General features: G+C 38.3%; 18 protein-coding genes. 9 read left to right on the plus strand and 9 right to left on the minus strand.

Going from position 1 to position 14,332, the window contains the following annotated elements; genetic code table 11:
• The first annotated feature begins 29 nt into the window (after window positions 1-29).
• From WAO84_RS03745 to WAO84_RS03755, 3 genes are read left to right on the plus strand one after another with little or no spacing between them, the layout of a single operon-like run.
• Complete coding sequence (locus tag WAO84_RS03745; RefSeq protein WP_340063707.1) at window positions 30-1,412, plus strand: MATE family efflux transporter; 1,383 nt, start codon at window positions 30-32, stop codon at window positions 1,410-1,412.
• A gap of 44 nt (window positions 1,413-1,456) precedes the next feature.
• Window positions 1,457-1,684, plus strand: coding sequence for a hypothetical protein (locus WAO84_RS03750; protein ID WP_340063708.1), 228 nt, complete (start codon window positions 1,457-1,459; stop codon window positions 1,682-1,684).
• A 35-nt stretch (window positions 1,685-1,719) separates the two neighbouring features.
• Window positions 1,720-2,289, plus strand: a complete 570-nt coding sequence (locus WAO84_RS03755) for a phosphatase PAP2 family protein (RefSeq protein ID WP_340063710.1) — start codon at window positions 1,720-1,722, stop codon at window positions 2,287-2,289.
• Window positions 2,290-2,304: 15 nt separating this feature from the next.
• Here WAO84_RS03755 and WAO84_RS03760 read toward each other — a convergent pair whose 3' ends face one another.
• From WAO84_RS03760 to WAO84_RS03785, 6 genes are all read right to left on the minus strand, one after another.
• Window positions 2,305-2,982, minus strand: a complete 678-nt coding sequence (locus WAO84_RS03760) for a hypothetical protein (RefSeq protein ID WP_340063711.1) — start codon at window positions 2,980-2,982, stop codon at window positions 2,305-2,307.
• Window positions 2,983-3,065: 83 nt separating this feature from the next.
• Complete coding sequence (locus WAO84_RS03765) at window positions 3,066-4,700, minus strand: ArnT family glycosyltransferase (RefSeq protein WP_340063712.1); 1,635 nt, start codon at window positions 4,698-4,700, stop codon at window positions 3,066-3,068.
• Window positions 4,684-5,316: a lipid-A-disaccharide synthase N-terminal domain-containing protein gene (locus WAO84_RS03770; protein ID WP_340063714.1), complete on the minus strand. Its 633-nt coding sequence runs from the start codon at window positions 5,314-5,316 to the stop codon at window positions 4,684-4,686. Before WAO84_RS03770 ends, WAO84_RS03765 begins: the two co-directional genes overlap by 17 nt.
• Window positions 5,317-6,030 (minus strand): glycosyltransferase, encoded by a 714-nt coding sequence (locus WAO84_RS03775; protein WP_340063715.1) that lies wholly within the window; start codon window positions 6,028-6,030, stop codon window positions 5,317-5,319.
• Between the two features lie 57 nt (window positions 6,031-6,087).
• Window positions 6,088-7,176, minus strand: a complete 1,089-nt coding sequence (gene meaB / locus WAO84_RS03780) for a methylmalonyl Co-A mutase-associated GTPase MeaB (protein WP_422614473.1) — start codon at window positions 7,174-7,176, stop codon at window positions 6,088-6,090.
• The gene (locus WAO84_RS03785; RefSeq protein WP_340063717.1) at window positions 7,173-7,730 is read right to left on the minus strand and encodes a DUF2911 domain-containing protein; all 558 of its coding nucleotides are present in this window, start codon (window positions 7,728-7,730) and stop codon (window positions 7,173-7,175) included. The genes meaB and WAO84_RS03785 overlap by 4 nt, the downstream gene beginning before the upstream one ends.
• Window positions 7,731-8,043: 313 nt before the next feature.
• On the opposite strand from WAO84_RS03785, the gene WAO84_RS03790 reads away from it, so the two are divergent.
• From WAO84_RS03790 to WAO84_RS03800, 3 genes are read left to right on the plus strand one after another with little or no spacing between them, the layout of a single operon-like run.
• Window positions 8,044-8,589, plus strand: coding sequence for an RNA polymerase sigma factor (locus WAO84_RS03790; RefSeq protein WP_340063718.1), 546 nt, complete (start codon window positions 8,044-8,046; stop codon window positions 8,587-8,589).
• Window positions 8,573-9,172 (plus strand): hypothetical protein, encoded by a 600-nt coding sequence (locus WAO84_RS03795; protein ID WP_340063719.1) that lies wholly within the window; start codon window positions 8,573-8,575, stop codon window positions 9,170-9,172. The genes WAO84_RS03790 and WAO84_RS03795 overlap by 17 nt, the downstream gene beginning before the upstream one ends.
• Window positions 9,144-10,580 (plus strand): DUF4097 family beta strand repeat-containing protein, encoded by a 1,437-nt coding sequence (locus WAO84_RS03800; RefSeq protein ID WP_340063720.1) that lies wholly within the window; start codon window positions 9,144-9,146, stop codon window positions 10,578-10,580. Before WAO84_RS03795 ends, WAO84_RS03800 begins: the two co-directional genes overlap by 29 nt.
• Before the next feature lie 5 nt (window positions 10,581-10,585).
• On the opposite strand, the gene WAO84_RS03805 is transcribed toward WAO84_RS03800, so the two are convergent.
• From WAO84_RS03805 to WAO84_RS03815, 3 genes are all read right to left on the minus strand, one after another.
• Window positions 10,586-11,314: a sugar-binding protein gene (locus tag WAO84_RS03805; protein ID WP_340063721.1), complete on the minus strand. Its 729-nt coding sequence runs from the start codon at window positions 11,312-11,314 to the stop codon at window positions 10,586-10,588.
• A 46-nt stretch (window positions 11,315-11,360) separates the two neighbouring features.
• Complete coding sequence (msrA, locus tag WAO84_RS03810; RefSeq protein WP_340063722.1) at window positions 11,361-12,026, minus strand: peptide-methionine (S)-S-oxide reductase MsrA; 666 nt, start codon at window positions 12,024-12,026, stop codon at window positions 11,361-11,363.
• Window positions 12,027-12,180: 154 nt separating this feature from the next.
• Window positions 12,181-12,525, minus strand: a complete 345-nt coding sequence (locus WAO84_RS03815; RefSeq protein ID WP_340063723.1) for a DUF6249 domain-containing protein — start codon at window positions 12,523-12,525, stop codon at window positions 12,181-12,183.
• Window positions 12,526-12,661: 136 nt separating this feature from the next.
• On the opposite strand from WAO84_RS03815, the gene WAO84_RS03820 reads away from it, so the two are divergent.
• From WAO84_RS03820 to WAO84_RS03830, 3 genes are read left to right on the plus strand one after another with little or no spacing between them, the layout of a single operon-like run.
• Window positions 12,662-13,222, plus strand: a complete 561-nt coding sequence (locus tag WAO84_RS03820; RefSeq protein WP_340063724.1) for an RNA polymerase sigma factor — start codon at window positions 12,662-12,664, stop codon at window positions 13,220-13,222.
• The gene (locus WAO84_RS03825; protein WP_340063725.1) at window positions 13,219-13,641 is read left to right on the plus strand and encodes a hypothetical protein; all 423 of its coding nucleotides are present in this window, start codon (window positions 13,219-13,221) and stop codon (window positions 13,639-13,641) included. Before WAO84_RS03820 ends, WAO84_RS03825 begins: the two co-directional genes overlap by 4 nt.
• Window positions 13,641-14,327, plus strand: a complete 687-nt coding sequence (locus tag WAO84_RS03830) for a peptidoglycan DD-metalloendopeptidase family protein (RefSeq protein ID WP_340063726.1) — start codon at window positions 13,641-13,643, stop codon at window positions 14,325-14,327. Before WAO84_RS03825 ends, WAO84_RS03830 begins: the two co-directional genes overlap by 1 nt.
• The last annotated feature ends 5 nt before the right edge of the window (window positions 14,328-14,332 follow it).

Raw genomic sequence — 14,332 nt, forward strand, 5'->3', positions numbered from 1 at the left:
AATCTATCTTTGCAAATTCAATTCAGGTCATGCCACTTACTGCCTATACAAAAGAGTTTCGTTATAATGCCAAACTGGCCCTTCCCGTAATTGCCGGTATGTTAGGGCACACACTGGTACAATTTTTTGACAATGTGATGGTGGGGCAGTTGGGTACAGCCGAACTCGCAGCCGTATCATTGGGAAACAGCTTTATTTTTATTGCCATGAGTATTGGGATAGGCTTTTCAACGGCTATTACCCCTTTGGTGGCAGAAGCAGATGGTGCGGGTAATTTTGATAAAGGTAAACAGGCTTTTAAACATGGCCTTATATCATGTGCCGTAATTGGTACATTACTTTTTTTTATCCTACTGTTGGTGAAGCCTCTTATGTATGCACTTGACCAGCCTCCCGAAGTAGTTGTACTCGCAAAGCCTTATCTGGACCTGGTGGCTTTTTCACTTATCCCTCTGGTCGTATTTCAGGCATTTAAACAATTTTCTGACGGGCTTTCACAAACCAGATATGCCATGTATGCAGCACTGGTCTGTAATGTAATCAATATTGCACTTAATTATCTTCTTATTTATGGAAAGTTTGGTTTTCCCCAAATGGGTATTCTGGGAGCTGCTATCGGAACATTAGTATCCCGTTTTCTTATGGTCCTTTTTCTTTGGGCTATGATCCGAAATAAGGAAAAGTTTAGACCATATGTAACAAACATCAACTTTAGGGTAGTTTACAGTTCGGTTTTTAGGAAAATTGCAAGTTTAGGTTTTCCTTCTGCGTTACAAATGCTTTTTGAGGTGGCTATTTTTACGGCAGCTATCTGGTTAAGCGGGGTTTTGGGTAAAAATGCACAGGCAGCCAACAATATTGCTTTAAACCTCTCGTCATTTACTTTTATGTTTGTTATGGGGCTGGGTGCTGCTACCATGATACGGGTAGGCAACCAAAAAGGGCAAAGAAATTTTAAAGACTTACGGCGAATAGCACTCTCTTTTTTTATGATGACCCTTTTGTTACAAACTTTTTTTGCCACACTCTTCCTGATTTTTCACAAGCAGGCCCCCTGGATGTACATGGACCAGGCCAATACGGCAGATTACGCTAATACTATGGAAACTGCTTCAATGGCTGCGCAATTACTCATTGTAGCAGCTTTTTTCCAGATCTCAGACGGGATACAGGTAGTAGTATTGGGGGCTCTTAGGGGGATGCAGGACGTAAAAATACCTACGCTTATTACCTTTATTGCTTATTGGATTGTGGGTTTTCCCATTTCATGGATATTGGGGCTGTACACAGAACTTAAGAGTACCGGTATCTGGATAGGTTTACTGGCAGGGTTAACTACCTCTGCTGTTTTGTTGTATATTCGTTTTAATTTGCTTACCAATAAGTGGATCACGGAAAAAGCCCCCTTATGAACACCTTTAGTTAAAAAATAAAAACAGAAACAGAAAGTATCATTATGGAAGTACCAAAATTTTTACTGGGTGATAATACTGATTATCCTGATGCCCTGTTTGTTATTCATACAGATTTTCCTCGTTTTATTATTGACCTGGCTACTGATGAGCTGGAATGGCTGGAAGATCTGGACACTTCTGAAGCCAAAGAATTGGAAGAGGAAATGATACATCTGGTTCAGGAGGCTAATGCCTTTTATGACCGTGAGATAAGCCGTTATGAAGAATAATTGTAGTAAACGTAAACTACTTTATTAAGAAAATTATGTTTGACAAGCTTATTGAAATTGATAAAGAAGTATTTCTTTTTCTAAATACTATGGGTATTAAATCCTGGGATGGTTTCTGGATGTTCATGTCTAATAAATGGGCAGCGATTCCTCTCTACGTTGCTCTTTTGCTTTTGGTAATCGGCAAATTAAAATGGAAAAAAACCCTGTTGGTCTTATTATTTGTGGCACTTATGATAACTGCTACAGACCAGCTCGCCAATTTTTTTAAGTATGGAGTAGCACGTTTACGTCCGTGTCATGACGACTCTCTGGTAGATGTGATGCGTTTGGTAAAGTCGTCTTGCGGGGGAAAGTACGGTTATTTTTCGGCACATGCCGCTAATTCTTTTGCTGTCGCTACATTCTTTTCATTAATTCTGAGTCCCTATTTTCGGTTTTTACCGGTAGTCTTGATATTATGGGCCCTGTTGGTAGCGTATAGCCGTATTTACATAGGAGTTCACTTTCCGTTAGATGTGGTAACCGGTATTAGTATTGGAATGCTTTCAGGATGGTTGTTTTCCATTCTATATGAAAAGGCTGCTTTACGTATAAAAAATTAAAAGCAAGTGCAGAGGTCAGTGCACGTTCTCTTTCGTAAATACCCAACGGTTCAACGGATAAAGAAAAATAAGTAAAAAGATTACTCCGAAAGCCAGTTCATATACTTCCCATTTTCTACTGGAGGGATTCAGGGCAACCAGCCCGGTACTTATTAAAAATGCAATCGTATGGTGCCACTGAACGATAGGTATGGCAAACTTATTTACTAATTCTTTGAACCAGGTTATTTTTCGATACATGACCGGTGCAACCAGTAAATAAATAACCATGACCAGCATAAGTAATTGACTGAAAACAATTTTATTTATTTTTTTTCCTCCCACTACAAGATTATGTAAGTTGGTTTCTCCCTGGGCATTGTTTTCAGTAAAAAATGTACTAGATTGGATATCAAAAATTCGTTGGCCCCATGATATTTCTTCTCCTGCAGCAAAGAAAAAAAGAAGTGCAAACATAAAAGTACCTAAACGCCACGGTATTTTTTTAAGAGACCAAAGAGTAAAAAGCCTTTGCAGGCAAAGAATACTGATACAGAATAAGGCAAGGGTTGTACCCCATTCTACAGGGCCGTCTTCAACCGAAAAACTATGGTCAAAGTAGTCGAGGTCAGTGAAGCCAAAATACAGAGCTAATACAAAAACCAGTCCCAGAAAAAAATATCCAATACGGTCACTTCTACGTAGCCTTTTCATAAGTTATAAATTAAATATATGTATTTCTTTAGTACGATAACTTTGCATTCTAATGTTACGGATGGTATTATTTTTGAAATAAATCATTTTTTTGAAAGTATATACAATGTACTTACCAACCTTTTTTTATGGCCTTTTTCTCCAGGTCCGGAAGCGTAATTAAGATCAAAAACTTCTGTTTGTTTCATATCATACCCGGGAGCAAATATACGTTTAAATTCATTTTCCATTGCGGGAGTCAGCAAAACCCCATACTGCTCCTCATCAGGAAAAACCATATTTTCCGGTTGAATTATGGGGAGTGGGCTGCCATAGTACCATAACATCTCCGGTGCAATATCTCCAAAACCATACACGGGGGTTTCTTTCATTATCATTTTGTCTGCCAGAGTATCTATATTATGAAAAGCGGTGTTTTTTTGAAAAAGGCGAGCCAGCGGGAGGCCAAAGGCAGTAATGGCTATAATGAAACTAACAGTGGCTATAAACACTTTAAAAATATTTTTTTTAAAAAGTTGCCTTATGATCGTAATAGCTAGTACAAAAAGTGCTGTAGCTGTTAGTACAAAGGGAAGAACGGCACTGTTGCGGTCATCATCTAACAAAAAGAAACCTGCCAGCGGAAATATCAGTCCTATTAAGGCAATGAGTGAAAAATTAAAATAGACTACCCATTTTTCCCAGCTTTTTTTAATCTCTTGAAAATGGTTGATAAGATAGGTAATATAAAAACCGGTATTCATGGCCATGGGAATAAGTACCGGTGCCAGGTAGCGGGTTTTTTTCTCTGGGATTACCGATAAAAGGATCACTGCAAAAACGGTCCACAAGAAGGTAAGGCGGTAAGCAGAGGGGTTGGTTACTTTCTTTCGTAGGTAGGGATACATAAGTGCTACCAGCGAAGGAATTGCCCAAATACCACTTTGTGTAAAAAAGCTCCAGTAGTAGTAAAAAGGACGTATATTATAGCTGGCCCAGTTCCCTGTTTCCTTACGGGTAATCTCAATAAAGGCCCCGGGATCTGTGACCCTAACGTATATAAACCACCAGCTTGCCGTAACTAAAGCTGTACAGATATACAAAATAATAGAAAGGGTTTTCTTCTCAGAGGTTTTAAAACGGTAGCTTATGCCATAAGCGATACTAAAAGGCAAAAAGAGAGCATACAGGCCAATTGGGCCTTTACTCATAAAAGAAGCCCCAAAACAAAATCCGGCAAGCAGGGCATTTTGCCATTTTTTGGGTTTTTCCCGAAGTAATCGGAACAAAAAATAAATGGAGGTCAGCATAAAACCATGGGTATATATGTCCCAGGGTGCTTCATTGGTAATGGCAATGATATAAAAGGAGGTGAGCAATATTAAAGCATTTATTATACTTTGCAGTTTGCTGCCTACCAGTTTTAATGAAAAGAAATAGGTGATAATGGCCGTAAAAACGGCCATAAGTGCCGTTGGTAAGCGTAAAGCATAAACATGGAGGCCAAATATACTTCCAGATATGGCAGTGAACCAGGTAGGTAATGGTGGCTTCTCATAACGGGGTAATCCATTCATAGTGGTAAGCAGCCAGTGACCGTCAATGACCATTTCCCGGGCTGTAATAAAATTACGGGCTTCCATAATGGTTACGGGCAATATCTGTAGATGTAAAAGAAAAATAAGTATCCCGGCACCGGCAATAGTTTTAACCGGATGTTGTTCAAGCCACTTTTTCATGGGTTTTTTTTAGTAAAAACAGGTTTCGGGTATAAATTGCTATTCCCAGGGCATGGCCGGCAAATAATACCGGATCCCGTCGTATGATAGCATAGGTAAGGATCATGGAGGCTCCAATAAGACTAAGGAGCCAGAACCCCATGGGCAAACTGGATTTTTTACGTTTCTCTGAGTATAACCATTGATATACAAATCGAAAGGTAAATATTATCTGAGCAATACTACCGAGAAGAATGAGCCAAACAGGGATACTTTCATTTTTAAAGAAATCGTTGAGATCGTACGAATTGTTGTTATACCCATACACCACTACCATTACAGGGAACACCCATAAAAAGGCTCTGAAGGCCCAGGGTAATTTTTTCCATTCTCCCTGCAACTGTATGTTTCTTATGTAAATAAAGTAGGTAAGCGTTTGTCCAAGCATAATGGCAAAATCATCGCGTAACCAGCCATACACAAAAAGCAGGAAAGAAGCCAGAAGGCTTAGCTGCCAAAAAAGTCGCGGCGTGAGAACTTTTTTGTTTTTTTCGGACAGAACCCATTGCAATAACATTCTTCCGGAGAAAAGCAGTTGTGCCAAAAAGCCTATTGCATATATTAGCCAGTCTGCCATTTATTGTTTTTTAATAACCTGATAGTTAATATATTTCTTTTTCATCCACAGGTAAGCAAAACAATCAGATAATGGCCCCAGAAGGCGGTTCCACAAGCCAAACTTTGCAGTTCCTGCCATACGGGGAAAGTGGCGCACAGGCACTTGAATGATCTTACCGTTTTGCAGTAATATCATGGCAGGAAGAAAACGATGAAGCCCTCTGAACATAGGGATCCTTTTTGCATATTCGGTTTTAATTACTTTTAGGGGACAACCGGTATCATCCATGCCATCATTAGTAAAGGCCCTTCTTATACCATTGGCAATACGCGAAGAGATATTTTTTACAAAAGAGTCTTTTCGGTTTAAACGTACACCGGTTACCAGGTCGTACTCATTTATATACCCCAGTAAAATATTAAAATCTTCGGGAGAGGTTTGTAGGTCAGAATCTATATAACCTACCAGTCTGGTCTCTACATGGTCAAACCCTGCTTTTATCGCTGCACTGAGTCCGCGATTTTGTGCAAATTGCAGGTAATGAAATGCTTCATTACGGTTACAAATTGCTTCGATCAACGATTGGCTTTTATCTAAAGAGCCGTCATTTACAAACAGAATACGGGTTTTAAGTGAGGCGATATTTAGGTAGTTGAGAAGTTCTTTTTCTACCCTATCCAGGTTTTCCTCTTCATTATATACAGGAACAATGATAGTAAAGTCGTAATTCATTTGCAGTTAAAATGATTTTGCAAAGGTATTGTTTTATTGCGTATGGCAAGCGATGAATTAGGATTGTGCCAAGCCCAATATGAGTTCTGCAGCTTCAAAAGGGCTTATTTCATTATCATCCAGAGCTTTAAGCTGTTTTTCAAGGGCTTCCTGAACTTCAGGCCGCTGATAAAACCGTGTTTTAAGTTCCTCATTTATGGTATGGCGTAACCAAAATGCATTTTGCCGTTTTCTGTTTTTTTGAAAACTGCTGTTATCACTGGTAAACTGAACATATTCTTCTACCATTTTCCAGGTGGTATCAATTCCTTTGTTGTGAAGTGCAGAGCATATCTCTACTTTGGGAGACCATCCGTTTTCTTTCGGGGGGAATAAATGAAGAGCTCTCATAAACTCGGTTTTGGCATGGTGCGCCTGCTTGAGGTAATCGCCATCTGCTTTGTTAATAACCACAGCATCTGCCATTTCCATAATACCTCGCTTTATACCCTGTAGTTCATCTCCGGCACCTGCCAGTTTGAGAAGCAGAAAAAAATCGGTCATACTATGTACAGCGGTTTCACTTTGCCCCACACCAACGGTTTCAATAATAATAACATCATATCCTGCAGCTTCACAGAGTATAATGGTTTCTCTTGTTTTTCTGGCAACGCCGCCCAGAGATTCGCCTGCCGGAGAGGGTCTTATAAAGGCATTGTCGTCTTTTACCAACTGCTCCATACGGGTTTTGTCGCCCAGGATACTTCCCCTGGAAATGCTACTGGAAGGGTCAACCGCCAGTACAGCCACTCGTTTACCCATTGAGGTAAGGTGTTTGCCTAAAGCCTCAATAAATGTGCTTTTTCCAACTCCGGGAACACCGGTAATCCCAATGCGAACTGACTCATTGGCAAAAGGAAGACATCTTTTAAGGATTTCAGCAGCTTTGTTAACATGGGAGTCATGCGTACTTTCAATAAGAGTAATGGCTCTGCTCAAAGCTACTTTATCCTGTTGAATGATACCTAATACCAATTGATCTGTAGAAGGTTGTTTTTTCCGTATTTTACGAATTCGCGCCACGGCGTCTTCTCGTGTACTCTCCTGAGGCTTCACTCCACCTTTCTCCCTAAGCGCAGATTTTTTTTCTGGATTTTTCAAGTTTATTCAATAGGTATAACAATTCGTGCTTTTTCCCACTCCAGGGTCATTTGCAAAGAAGTATCTTCTTCAAAAGCAATAGTAAATATTTCTGTAAGTGTTTCTTTTTGGTTGACCGGTACACGTATGTTTAACACATCGTGATCACTTTCTCTGCTCACCTGTATTTTGGTGCCTTTTAAAGTAACACCCCATTCATATTGTTTACTGTTAAAGATCACTTCCCAGTACGCTTCTCCGGGAATGGTCCACAATGTATATGTGCCTGCCTTTAGAGGCTTCCCGTTAATCATGATATCGGTACCAGTAGTAAATACAGTTGCTTCATTGGCGCCCGTTCTCCAAACTTCTCCATAAGGAACAAGGTCTCCAAATATTACTCGCCCTTTCACAGAGGGCCTGTTATAATACACAGAAAGATCATACCCTTTTTGCTGATAATTAATGGTAGTTTCCGGACTGTGTTTTTTAGTTTGTTTTTTCATAATAGGGGGTACTATGAGGTAAATACCTATAAAAACAATAATAATCCCGGCAACCCATTTCAGTATTTTTTTCATGGTGGTTCAGTTTTAAGATCGGTCTTCCACCCCGCAAAGGCAGCTATATTTGTTTTACAAAGATATTCAAAATGCCATAGAGTCTCTTATGCATTGTGTTTCAATACCCTTTAAACTACTTATTTTACTGTTGAAACTATCAAAAAAGTATCAGTTGGTTAAAAGACAGATAATCCTTCTTATGTTAAAAAATGTATCTTTAAAAGACAACTTTAGTTAAAAAAAATTAAAGTTTAAAGAATTTGCAACGCTACTTTTTTTATATCGTCTTTAGGGTAGTTAGCAATTGTAATTAAACTAGAAACTAGCTGGCATGTTTCAAACCGAATTGATTGAAAAGTGCAAATTAAATGACCGAAAAGCGCAACTGTCTTTATACCGGCAGTACAGCGAAGCCATGTTTTATGTAGCTATGCGCTTTTTAAAAAACACTCAGGACGCTGAGGATGTTATGCAGGAGTCATTTATAAGAGCTTTTAAGCAAATGCATCAGTTTAAAGGAGAAGTCACCTTTGGTGCATGGTTAAAACGTATTGTCATTAATAAGTGTATTGATTTTTTAAAAATAAGAAAAAATGAGGCACTTTCTTTAGACGAAACCTACATGCACCTAACTGAGGAAGAAGATGACTGGAAGGTAGAAGCGGAAATAACGGTTAGTGAAGTTAAAAATGCTATTGAGGAACTGCCTGAAAATTACAAATATGTAGTTTCATTGTATTTGATTGAAGGGTACGACCATAGCGAGATTTCAGAAATACTGCAGATTTCAGAAATCAACTCCCGAACTCAGCTAATGCGGGGAAAACGAAAATTAAAACAACTTTTAACAAGTGCAAGATATGGAGCGAGATCTTAAAGAGATGTTTAAGGAACACAGGGAATTGTCACCTCATAAGCTTAGTAAAAGGCATGAAGCACTTTTTTTGGAGAAACTGGATAAGGAGCTGCCAGTGGTAAAGCACCAAAATTCATTTTTCTTCTTAAAAATAGCAGCTGTCATTGCCATAGTAGCTGCATTAGGATATGGACTTTTTTATATGAAAGATATGAACAGTCTTCCTGATGCCGGTAATGGTATAGTAGATACCCAGCCGGTTAAGAATGAGGAAACGCCTGCCATTACTCTTGGAGACCTTTCACCTGATCTTAAAAAAGTAGAGGAGTATTACCTGGCCAATATTAATCTCGAATTGGCCAACATTGAGGTTACCAAAGACAATAAAAAGCTCTTTGACGGCTATATTCAACGGTTATCTGAATTAAACGATGAATATGTAAATCTTAATAAAGAGCTCAATACCGTAGGGCCCAATGAAAAAACCGTATCTGCCATTATTACCAATTTGCAGCTAAAACTTCAATTGCTATACCGATTAAAAGAGAAGTTAAAAGAATTAAAAGAAAACAAAAATGAAAAATTTAACGATCAACAAATTTAAAGCAGCTATTGTATTGTTACTGGCGGTTTCTTTCACATACGCACAGAAACAATCTAAAACGTATAAAGAAACCTTTAATGTGAATAAAGATGTAACTATTGATCTTAACACCAGTTATACCAATATTGAATTTGAAACCTGGGATAAAGATGTGGTAGAAGTTACAGGTTATATTGAAATCGAAGATGCTACCAAAGAGAAAGCGGAAGCTTATTTTGACGGGTGGGGCTTCAAAGCTATTGGAAATAGTAGTGAGGTTTCTGTATCCAGCAATATTTCTCCAAATATTTTTTACTACGGAAGGCGTAATGAGCATATAATAAGTGATGATGATTTTAATTTTGTGGTTCCTGAAATGGTTGACTTTCCGGAGATCGCTCCTTTTGTGGTTGAAATGCCTGATATGCCACCTTTACCCCCGATGCCTCCCTTAGCTTTTGAAAGTATAGAATCAATTAACTTTGATTATGAGGCTTATAAAAAAGACGGGGATAAATATCTTGAAAAATGGAAAAAGAAGTTTAAAAAAGAGTTTGACGGTAACTTCAAAAAGCAAATGGAAGAATGGAAAGCAGAACTTGAAGAGCGCAAGGAAAGAATGGCAGAGCAACGTGAAGAAATGAAAGTGCAGGTATTGCGTATGAAAGAAGAAGTTAAAAAAACACAAGCAGAACGTGAAAAAAAGGTTCAGGAACTGCGAGAGCAAACACAAAGCATTCGAAAAGAACTTATTGAAAAAGCAGCCCGGGATAAAAAAGATAATTTTTTCATTTACCGAAATGCAGAGGGAAGAAACTCGAACCTTAATGTAAAGAAAACGATCAAGATTAAAATGCCTAAAGGTGCCAGGCTAAAGATCAATGTACGGCACGGAGAAGTAAAATTGGCCGAGAATATGAAAAATATCAAAGCAACCTTGTCACACACAAGGTTGCTTGCCGGTACCATTGACGGGTATAATACTTTTATTAAAGCTTCGTACTCGCCGCTTAAAGTACAGAACTGGAATTATGGTAATTTAAATGTGAATTATAGCAAAGAGGTAGAGCTTGAGAACGTAAAAAACATGAAGCTTACTTCAAACTCTTCAGATATACGTATTGGCTTAATTGCGAAACAAGGAGATATAGAAAGCGCATTTAGTAAACTCACTATTGATAAAATATCAGATTCTTTTGAATATCTGGATATACATCTGGACAATACCGATCTTGTTTTTTCACTCCCAAAGACCCCGTTTTCTATAGATTGTAAATCAATAAATTCTAAAATGCGTTATCCTGAAAACTTAAATCTAAAAGTATTAGAAGAAGGTGGACAAAAGTATGTTACAGGGTTTTTTAAGGATAAGAATTCCGGAAATACGATTACTATTTATGCAGACTTGAGTAATGTGACTATGCAGTAAGAACTCTACTCAATTAGATTAAGTGTACCGAAAACATGGGCATTGACCCATCCCTGATTCTTATCTTCTCCCGGTATATACACAGAGCCAATAAAGTTCTCTCTTTCTTCGCTTCTATCGTTATCACAATAGGCCAGTGTAAATCCAATTTTCTTCGTGGGATATAATCTCGCAGGGTTTGATGTTTTTCCGTCTTTAAAAGTATCATCGTAAATATATACCTTAAGTTCCCAGATGCTCACAGTATTATGAGTAATACGTTTTGAGGTGATATGTTCATTATAGAGATGTGGTTTTTTATCGGCCCCCAGATCAACCACATTGCCATCTAATGCTATGTGATAAGCAAAAGCATTATGATTAAACTGATGCTCACCTCCCGAGTTATCTTCATCTATAAAGATCTCAATGCAATCGTCATCCCACCACAAATAAAGCGGGTCTTTATACTGGTCGAATAAAACATCATCAGTAATCTCTACCAGGAGGTATAGAGCCTCAGGAGTCCAGGTGAGTTTATAGCGACCTTTAAAATCTGTAGCTAAATATGGCTTTCCCAGCCATCGCTGGTCCAGAGGAAGCCATGAAACCTGTTCCCAGACATTATCCTCAGAGTTCCCATCAATTACGGGAGCCCTCAATGCCTTTTTTACTGTGATAAGCTGATGGTCTTCTTTCGCAGGAGAAGAACAACCGGCCAGTAAAAGCAGACATCCGTACCAAAAAAGTTTCATAATTTAAATATAACAAAAAAGAGGTGTCGATAACCAGTATCTCTTTTTAGTGCTTTTCGGCAAGTAGTTCAGGAAACTTTTCCTGAAATTTTCGCAACCTCGGTATAGAGACATTTCTAATGTAAGCATTATTCGGGTGTCTTTTTTCAAAATCCTGATGGTAATCTTCTGCTTTGTAAAAAACAGTAAAGGGGACTACTTCGGTTACGATTTTTTTTGAATAGGTGCCGGCATCTTCCAGCTTTTTTATATAATCAGTGATAATATTTTTTTCACGCTCGTTTTTGTAAAAGGCAATAGAGCGGTATTGAGGCCCGCGATCCGGTCCCTGTCGGTTAAGTGTAGTAGGATCGTGAGAACCAAAAAATACTTCAACCAACGTTTCAAAACTCACCACGTCAGGATCGTAATACACCTCAACAGCTTCAGCATGTGTGGTAAACCCTCTGCCCACCTGGTCATATGTGGGATTAGGCTCTTTGCCCCCGGAATATCCGGAAATTACTTCCTTAACACCTTTTACGCTTTCAAAAATAGCCTCAACACACCAAAAACAACCACTCGCAAAATAGGCAGTTTCATAAGATGAGAGTTGGGTGGGTTTTATTGCTTCCTGCATTACGGGCTGTTCTTTCGTGTGGGTGTTTGAATGGCATGAAAGCATTGAAAACAACAAAATTGTGAATAGGGAATTTAATGATAATCTTTTCATCGTTATATAAGATTTTGGACATTAACGGTCTTAATATTACTAAATTCCTTACGTAAATCATTTATAAATTATGTTAAGATTTGTATATGCAAAAAGTGCTGCCTATGGCAGCACTTACATCTTTAAACTGTTGTTTTTTTGTATTGATGGTAGTTTAACTCAGGTTTTTAGACAGTTTAAAACCGGTAAATAATCCAATTCCGGCCATAAGGAAAAGAGTGCCGGGATATGCTATTTCCTCATCTACCCCCATACCGTAATGTACAATAGAACCAACAAACACACCTATACCAATACCCATTAACAATAACGAAAGATTGAGTATCAGGATTTTCCAAAAAGAAGGTGTTGCGCGTTTTCTGGAACTTACAAATATGGAAGCATCGGCTCCCTTTTCTATAAGAGCAAGACGTTCTTTATTACGGGTGGAATAGTGTAAATAAAATATCCCAAAGATTACCAAAAAAAGACTTACGAAAATAATCACTTCTGCAGGCATAGTATATAATTTAAAAGGTTATTAATTTGTTTTATAGGTATGACTGTTTAATGAGCAATGAGGTTACATATGGTGTCAAAAAAATTTTTTCTGTAAAACTGTAACCTTAAAAGAGTATTCAGAGTCTTATAGACAAATGACTAACCCATCAGACCAACACTATATCGATCAGACATTACAAGGCCATACCGATGCCTTTGCATTTTTGGTTAAAGAATATGAGGATATGGTTTTTACCATAGCACGTAAATTATTGAAGGATACAGAAGAAGCAGAAGACATGGCCCAGGAAGCTTTCATTAAAGCGTTTCGTGCACTACCGTCTTACAAAGGAGATGCCCGTTTTTCTACCTGGTTATATCGAATTACATATAACCTGTGTCTTGACAGGCTCAAGAAGAAAAAAAAATTGCCGGTAAATGATCTGGATGTGGTAGCGACCATAAAAGATTCAAGCGAGGATGCCTTGTCCCTTCTGGAAGATATTGATCGTAAGATGTTGATTAAGAGTGCCATTGCGAAATTAACTAAGAAGGATCAATTGTTAATTACGTTATATTATTATGAAGAGTTATCTTTGAAAGAGATAAAAGAAGTTACAGGACTCAAAGAGAATCTTATTAAGATACGATTGTATCGAAGCCGTAAAAAGCTTTTAGAGATATTAAAAGGTAAGGAAGCGATCTTAAAGTTATGAGTATTATGAAAAATGAAGAGAACTATTTTGATGAGCAAATAAAAGCTTTGGTAAAGGAAGCCGGGCTAGATAAACCTTCGGAAAACTTTGCACGCAATGTAATGCTCAATCTTGAGAGAGTGGAAATGGAAACGGTAACGTATAAGCCGCTAATTTCAGCACCTGTGTGGTGGATGATTGCGGGCGCTTTTGCTATTCTTGTGGGAAGTTCATTTTTCGCAGAAGGTTCACAATTTCTATCCAAATATATTTCATGGCCTTCCCTCAGTCTGCCTCGGCTGGATTTTACCATTTTTGGAGAATACTCCCTATCCGGATGGATATCGTATTCTATAATCCTTACCCTTGTATTGGTACTACTACAAATGTATTTATTCAAATCTCGTTTTGACCGATCACTTGACGTTTATCAAAAGTAATGACAGAAAATCTATCACAATTACTTAAGTGCTTATCAAAAGAAGCGGTTTTGCCTATGGATGCATCCATAGAACGTACAAAGTACACGCCTTTAGACCTTTCAGTACATAATACGGCTATTACGACAGACATCCTTACAGACCCTTACCGTATGGAAAGCTATTTAAACACATTTCTTTTGAAGAGACATGCACAGGTAGCCTATGGCGGATACAATGAAAATAGGGATCTATATAAAAACCGAAATCTGTTTGGTAATGCGGCCACAGAAGCCCGCACGGTTCATTTAGGGATGGATTTTTGGTGTACCGCAGGAACTACCGTATTGACTCCTTTGGATGGAAAAGTACATAGTTTTAAAGACAATGCCACTTCCGGTGATTACGGACCTACCATTATATTATACCATGAGGTTGACAACTTTCGCTTTTATACACTTTTTGGCCATTTATCCCGTACCTCGTTAGAAGGACTCTACCCTGGTAAACTTTTTAAGAAAGGAACACCCATAGCTACTTTAGGAACACCGGAAGAAAACGTAAACTATGCCCCGCATCTTCATTTTCAGATCATTGAAAATTTAAACGGATGCAGCGGAGATTATCCCGGTGTTACCACGGTTCATGAAAAGAACCGCTACCTCGCCAATTGCCCCAACCCAAATTTACTGTTCAATTTACCCTGATATTA

It is taken from the genome of Ascidiimonas aurantiaca (assembly GCF_037646345.1).
In the GTDB taxonomy this organism is placed as follows: domain Bacteria; phylum Bacteroidota; class Bacteroidia; order Flavobacteriales; family Flavobacteriaceae; genus Ascidiimonas; species Ascidiimonas aurantiaca.

Coding starts and splice junctions, on each gene's coding strand:
- WAO84_RS03800 (WP_340063720.1), top strand. CDS start 9,144: ATGAAAAATTTAACGATCAACAAATTTAAAGCAGCTATTGTATTGTTA.
- WAO84_RS03785 (WP_340063717.1), bottom strand. CDS start 7,730: ATGAAAAAAATACTGAAATGGGTTGCCGGGATTATTATTGTTTTTATA.
- WAO84_RS03765 (WP_340063712.1), bottom strand. CDS start 4,700: ATGAAAAAGTGGCTTGAACAACATCCGGTTAAAACTATTGCCGGTGCC.
- WAO84_RS03790 (WP_340063718.1), top strand. CDS start 8,044: ATGTTTCAAACCGAATTGATTGAAAAGTGCAAATTAAATGACCGAAAA.
- WAO84_RS03750 (WP_340063708.1), top strand. CDS start 1,457: ATGGAAGTACCAAAATTTTTACTGGGTGATAATACTGATTATCCTGAT.
- WAO84_RS03775 (WP_340063715.1), bottom strand. CDS start 6,030: ATGAATTACGACTTTACTATCATTGTTCCTGTATATAATGAAGAGGAA.
- WAO84_RS03825 (WP_340063725.1), top strand. CDS start 13,219: ATGAGTATTATGAAAAATGAAGAGAACTATTTTGATGAGCAAATAAAA.
- WAO84_RS03760 (WP_340063711.1), bottom strand. CDS start 2,982: ATGAAAAGGCTACGTAGAAGTGACCGTATTGGATATTTTTTTCTGGGA.
- WAO84_RS03745 (WP_340063707.1), top strand. CDS start 30: ATGCCACTTACTGCCTATACAAAAGAGTTTCGTTATAATGCCAAACTG.
- WAO84_RS03795 (WP_340063719.1), top strand. CDS start 8,573: ATGGAGCGAGATCTTAAAGAGATGTTTAAGGAACACAGGGAATTGTCA.
- msrA (WP_340063722.1), bottom strand. CDS start 12,026: ATGAAAAGATTATCATTAAATTCCCTATTCACAATTTTGTTGTTTTCA.
- WAO84_RS03815 (WP_340063723.1), bottom strand. CDS start 12,525: ATGCCTGCAGAAGTGATTATTTTCGTAAGTCTTTTTTTGGTAATCTTT.
- WAO84_RS03805 (WP_340063721.1), bottom strand. CDS start 11,314: ATGAAACTTTTTTGGTACGGATGTCTGCTTTTACTGGCCGGTTGTTCT.
- WAO84_RS03820 (WP_340063724.1), top strand. CDS start 12,662: ATGACTAACCCATCAGACCAACACTATATCGATCAGACATTACAAGGC.
- WAO84_RS03770 (WP_340063714.1), bottom strand. CDS start 5,316: ATGGCAGACTGGCTAATATATGCAATAGGCTTTTTGGCACAACTGCTT.
- WAO84_RS03755 (WP_340063710.1), top strand. CDS start 1,720: ATGTTTGACAAGCTTATTGAAATTGATAAAGAAGTATTTCTTTTTCTA.
- WAO84_RS03830 (WP_340063726.1), top strand. CDS start 13,641: ATGACAGAAAATCTATCACAATTACTTAAGTGCTTATCAAAAGAAGCG.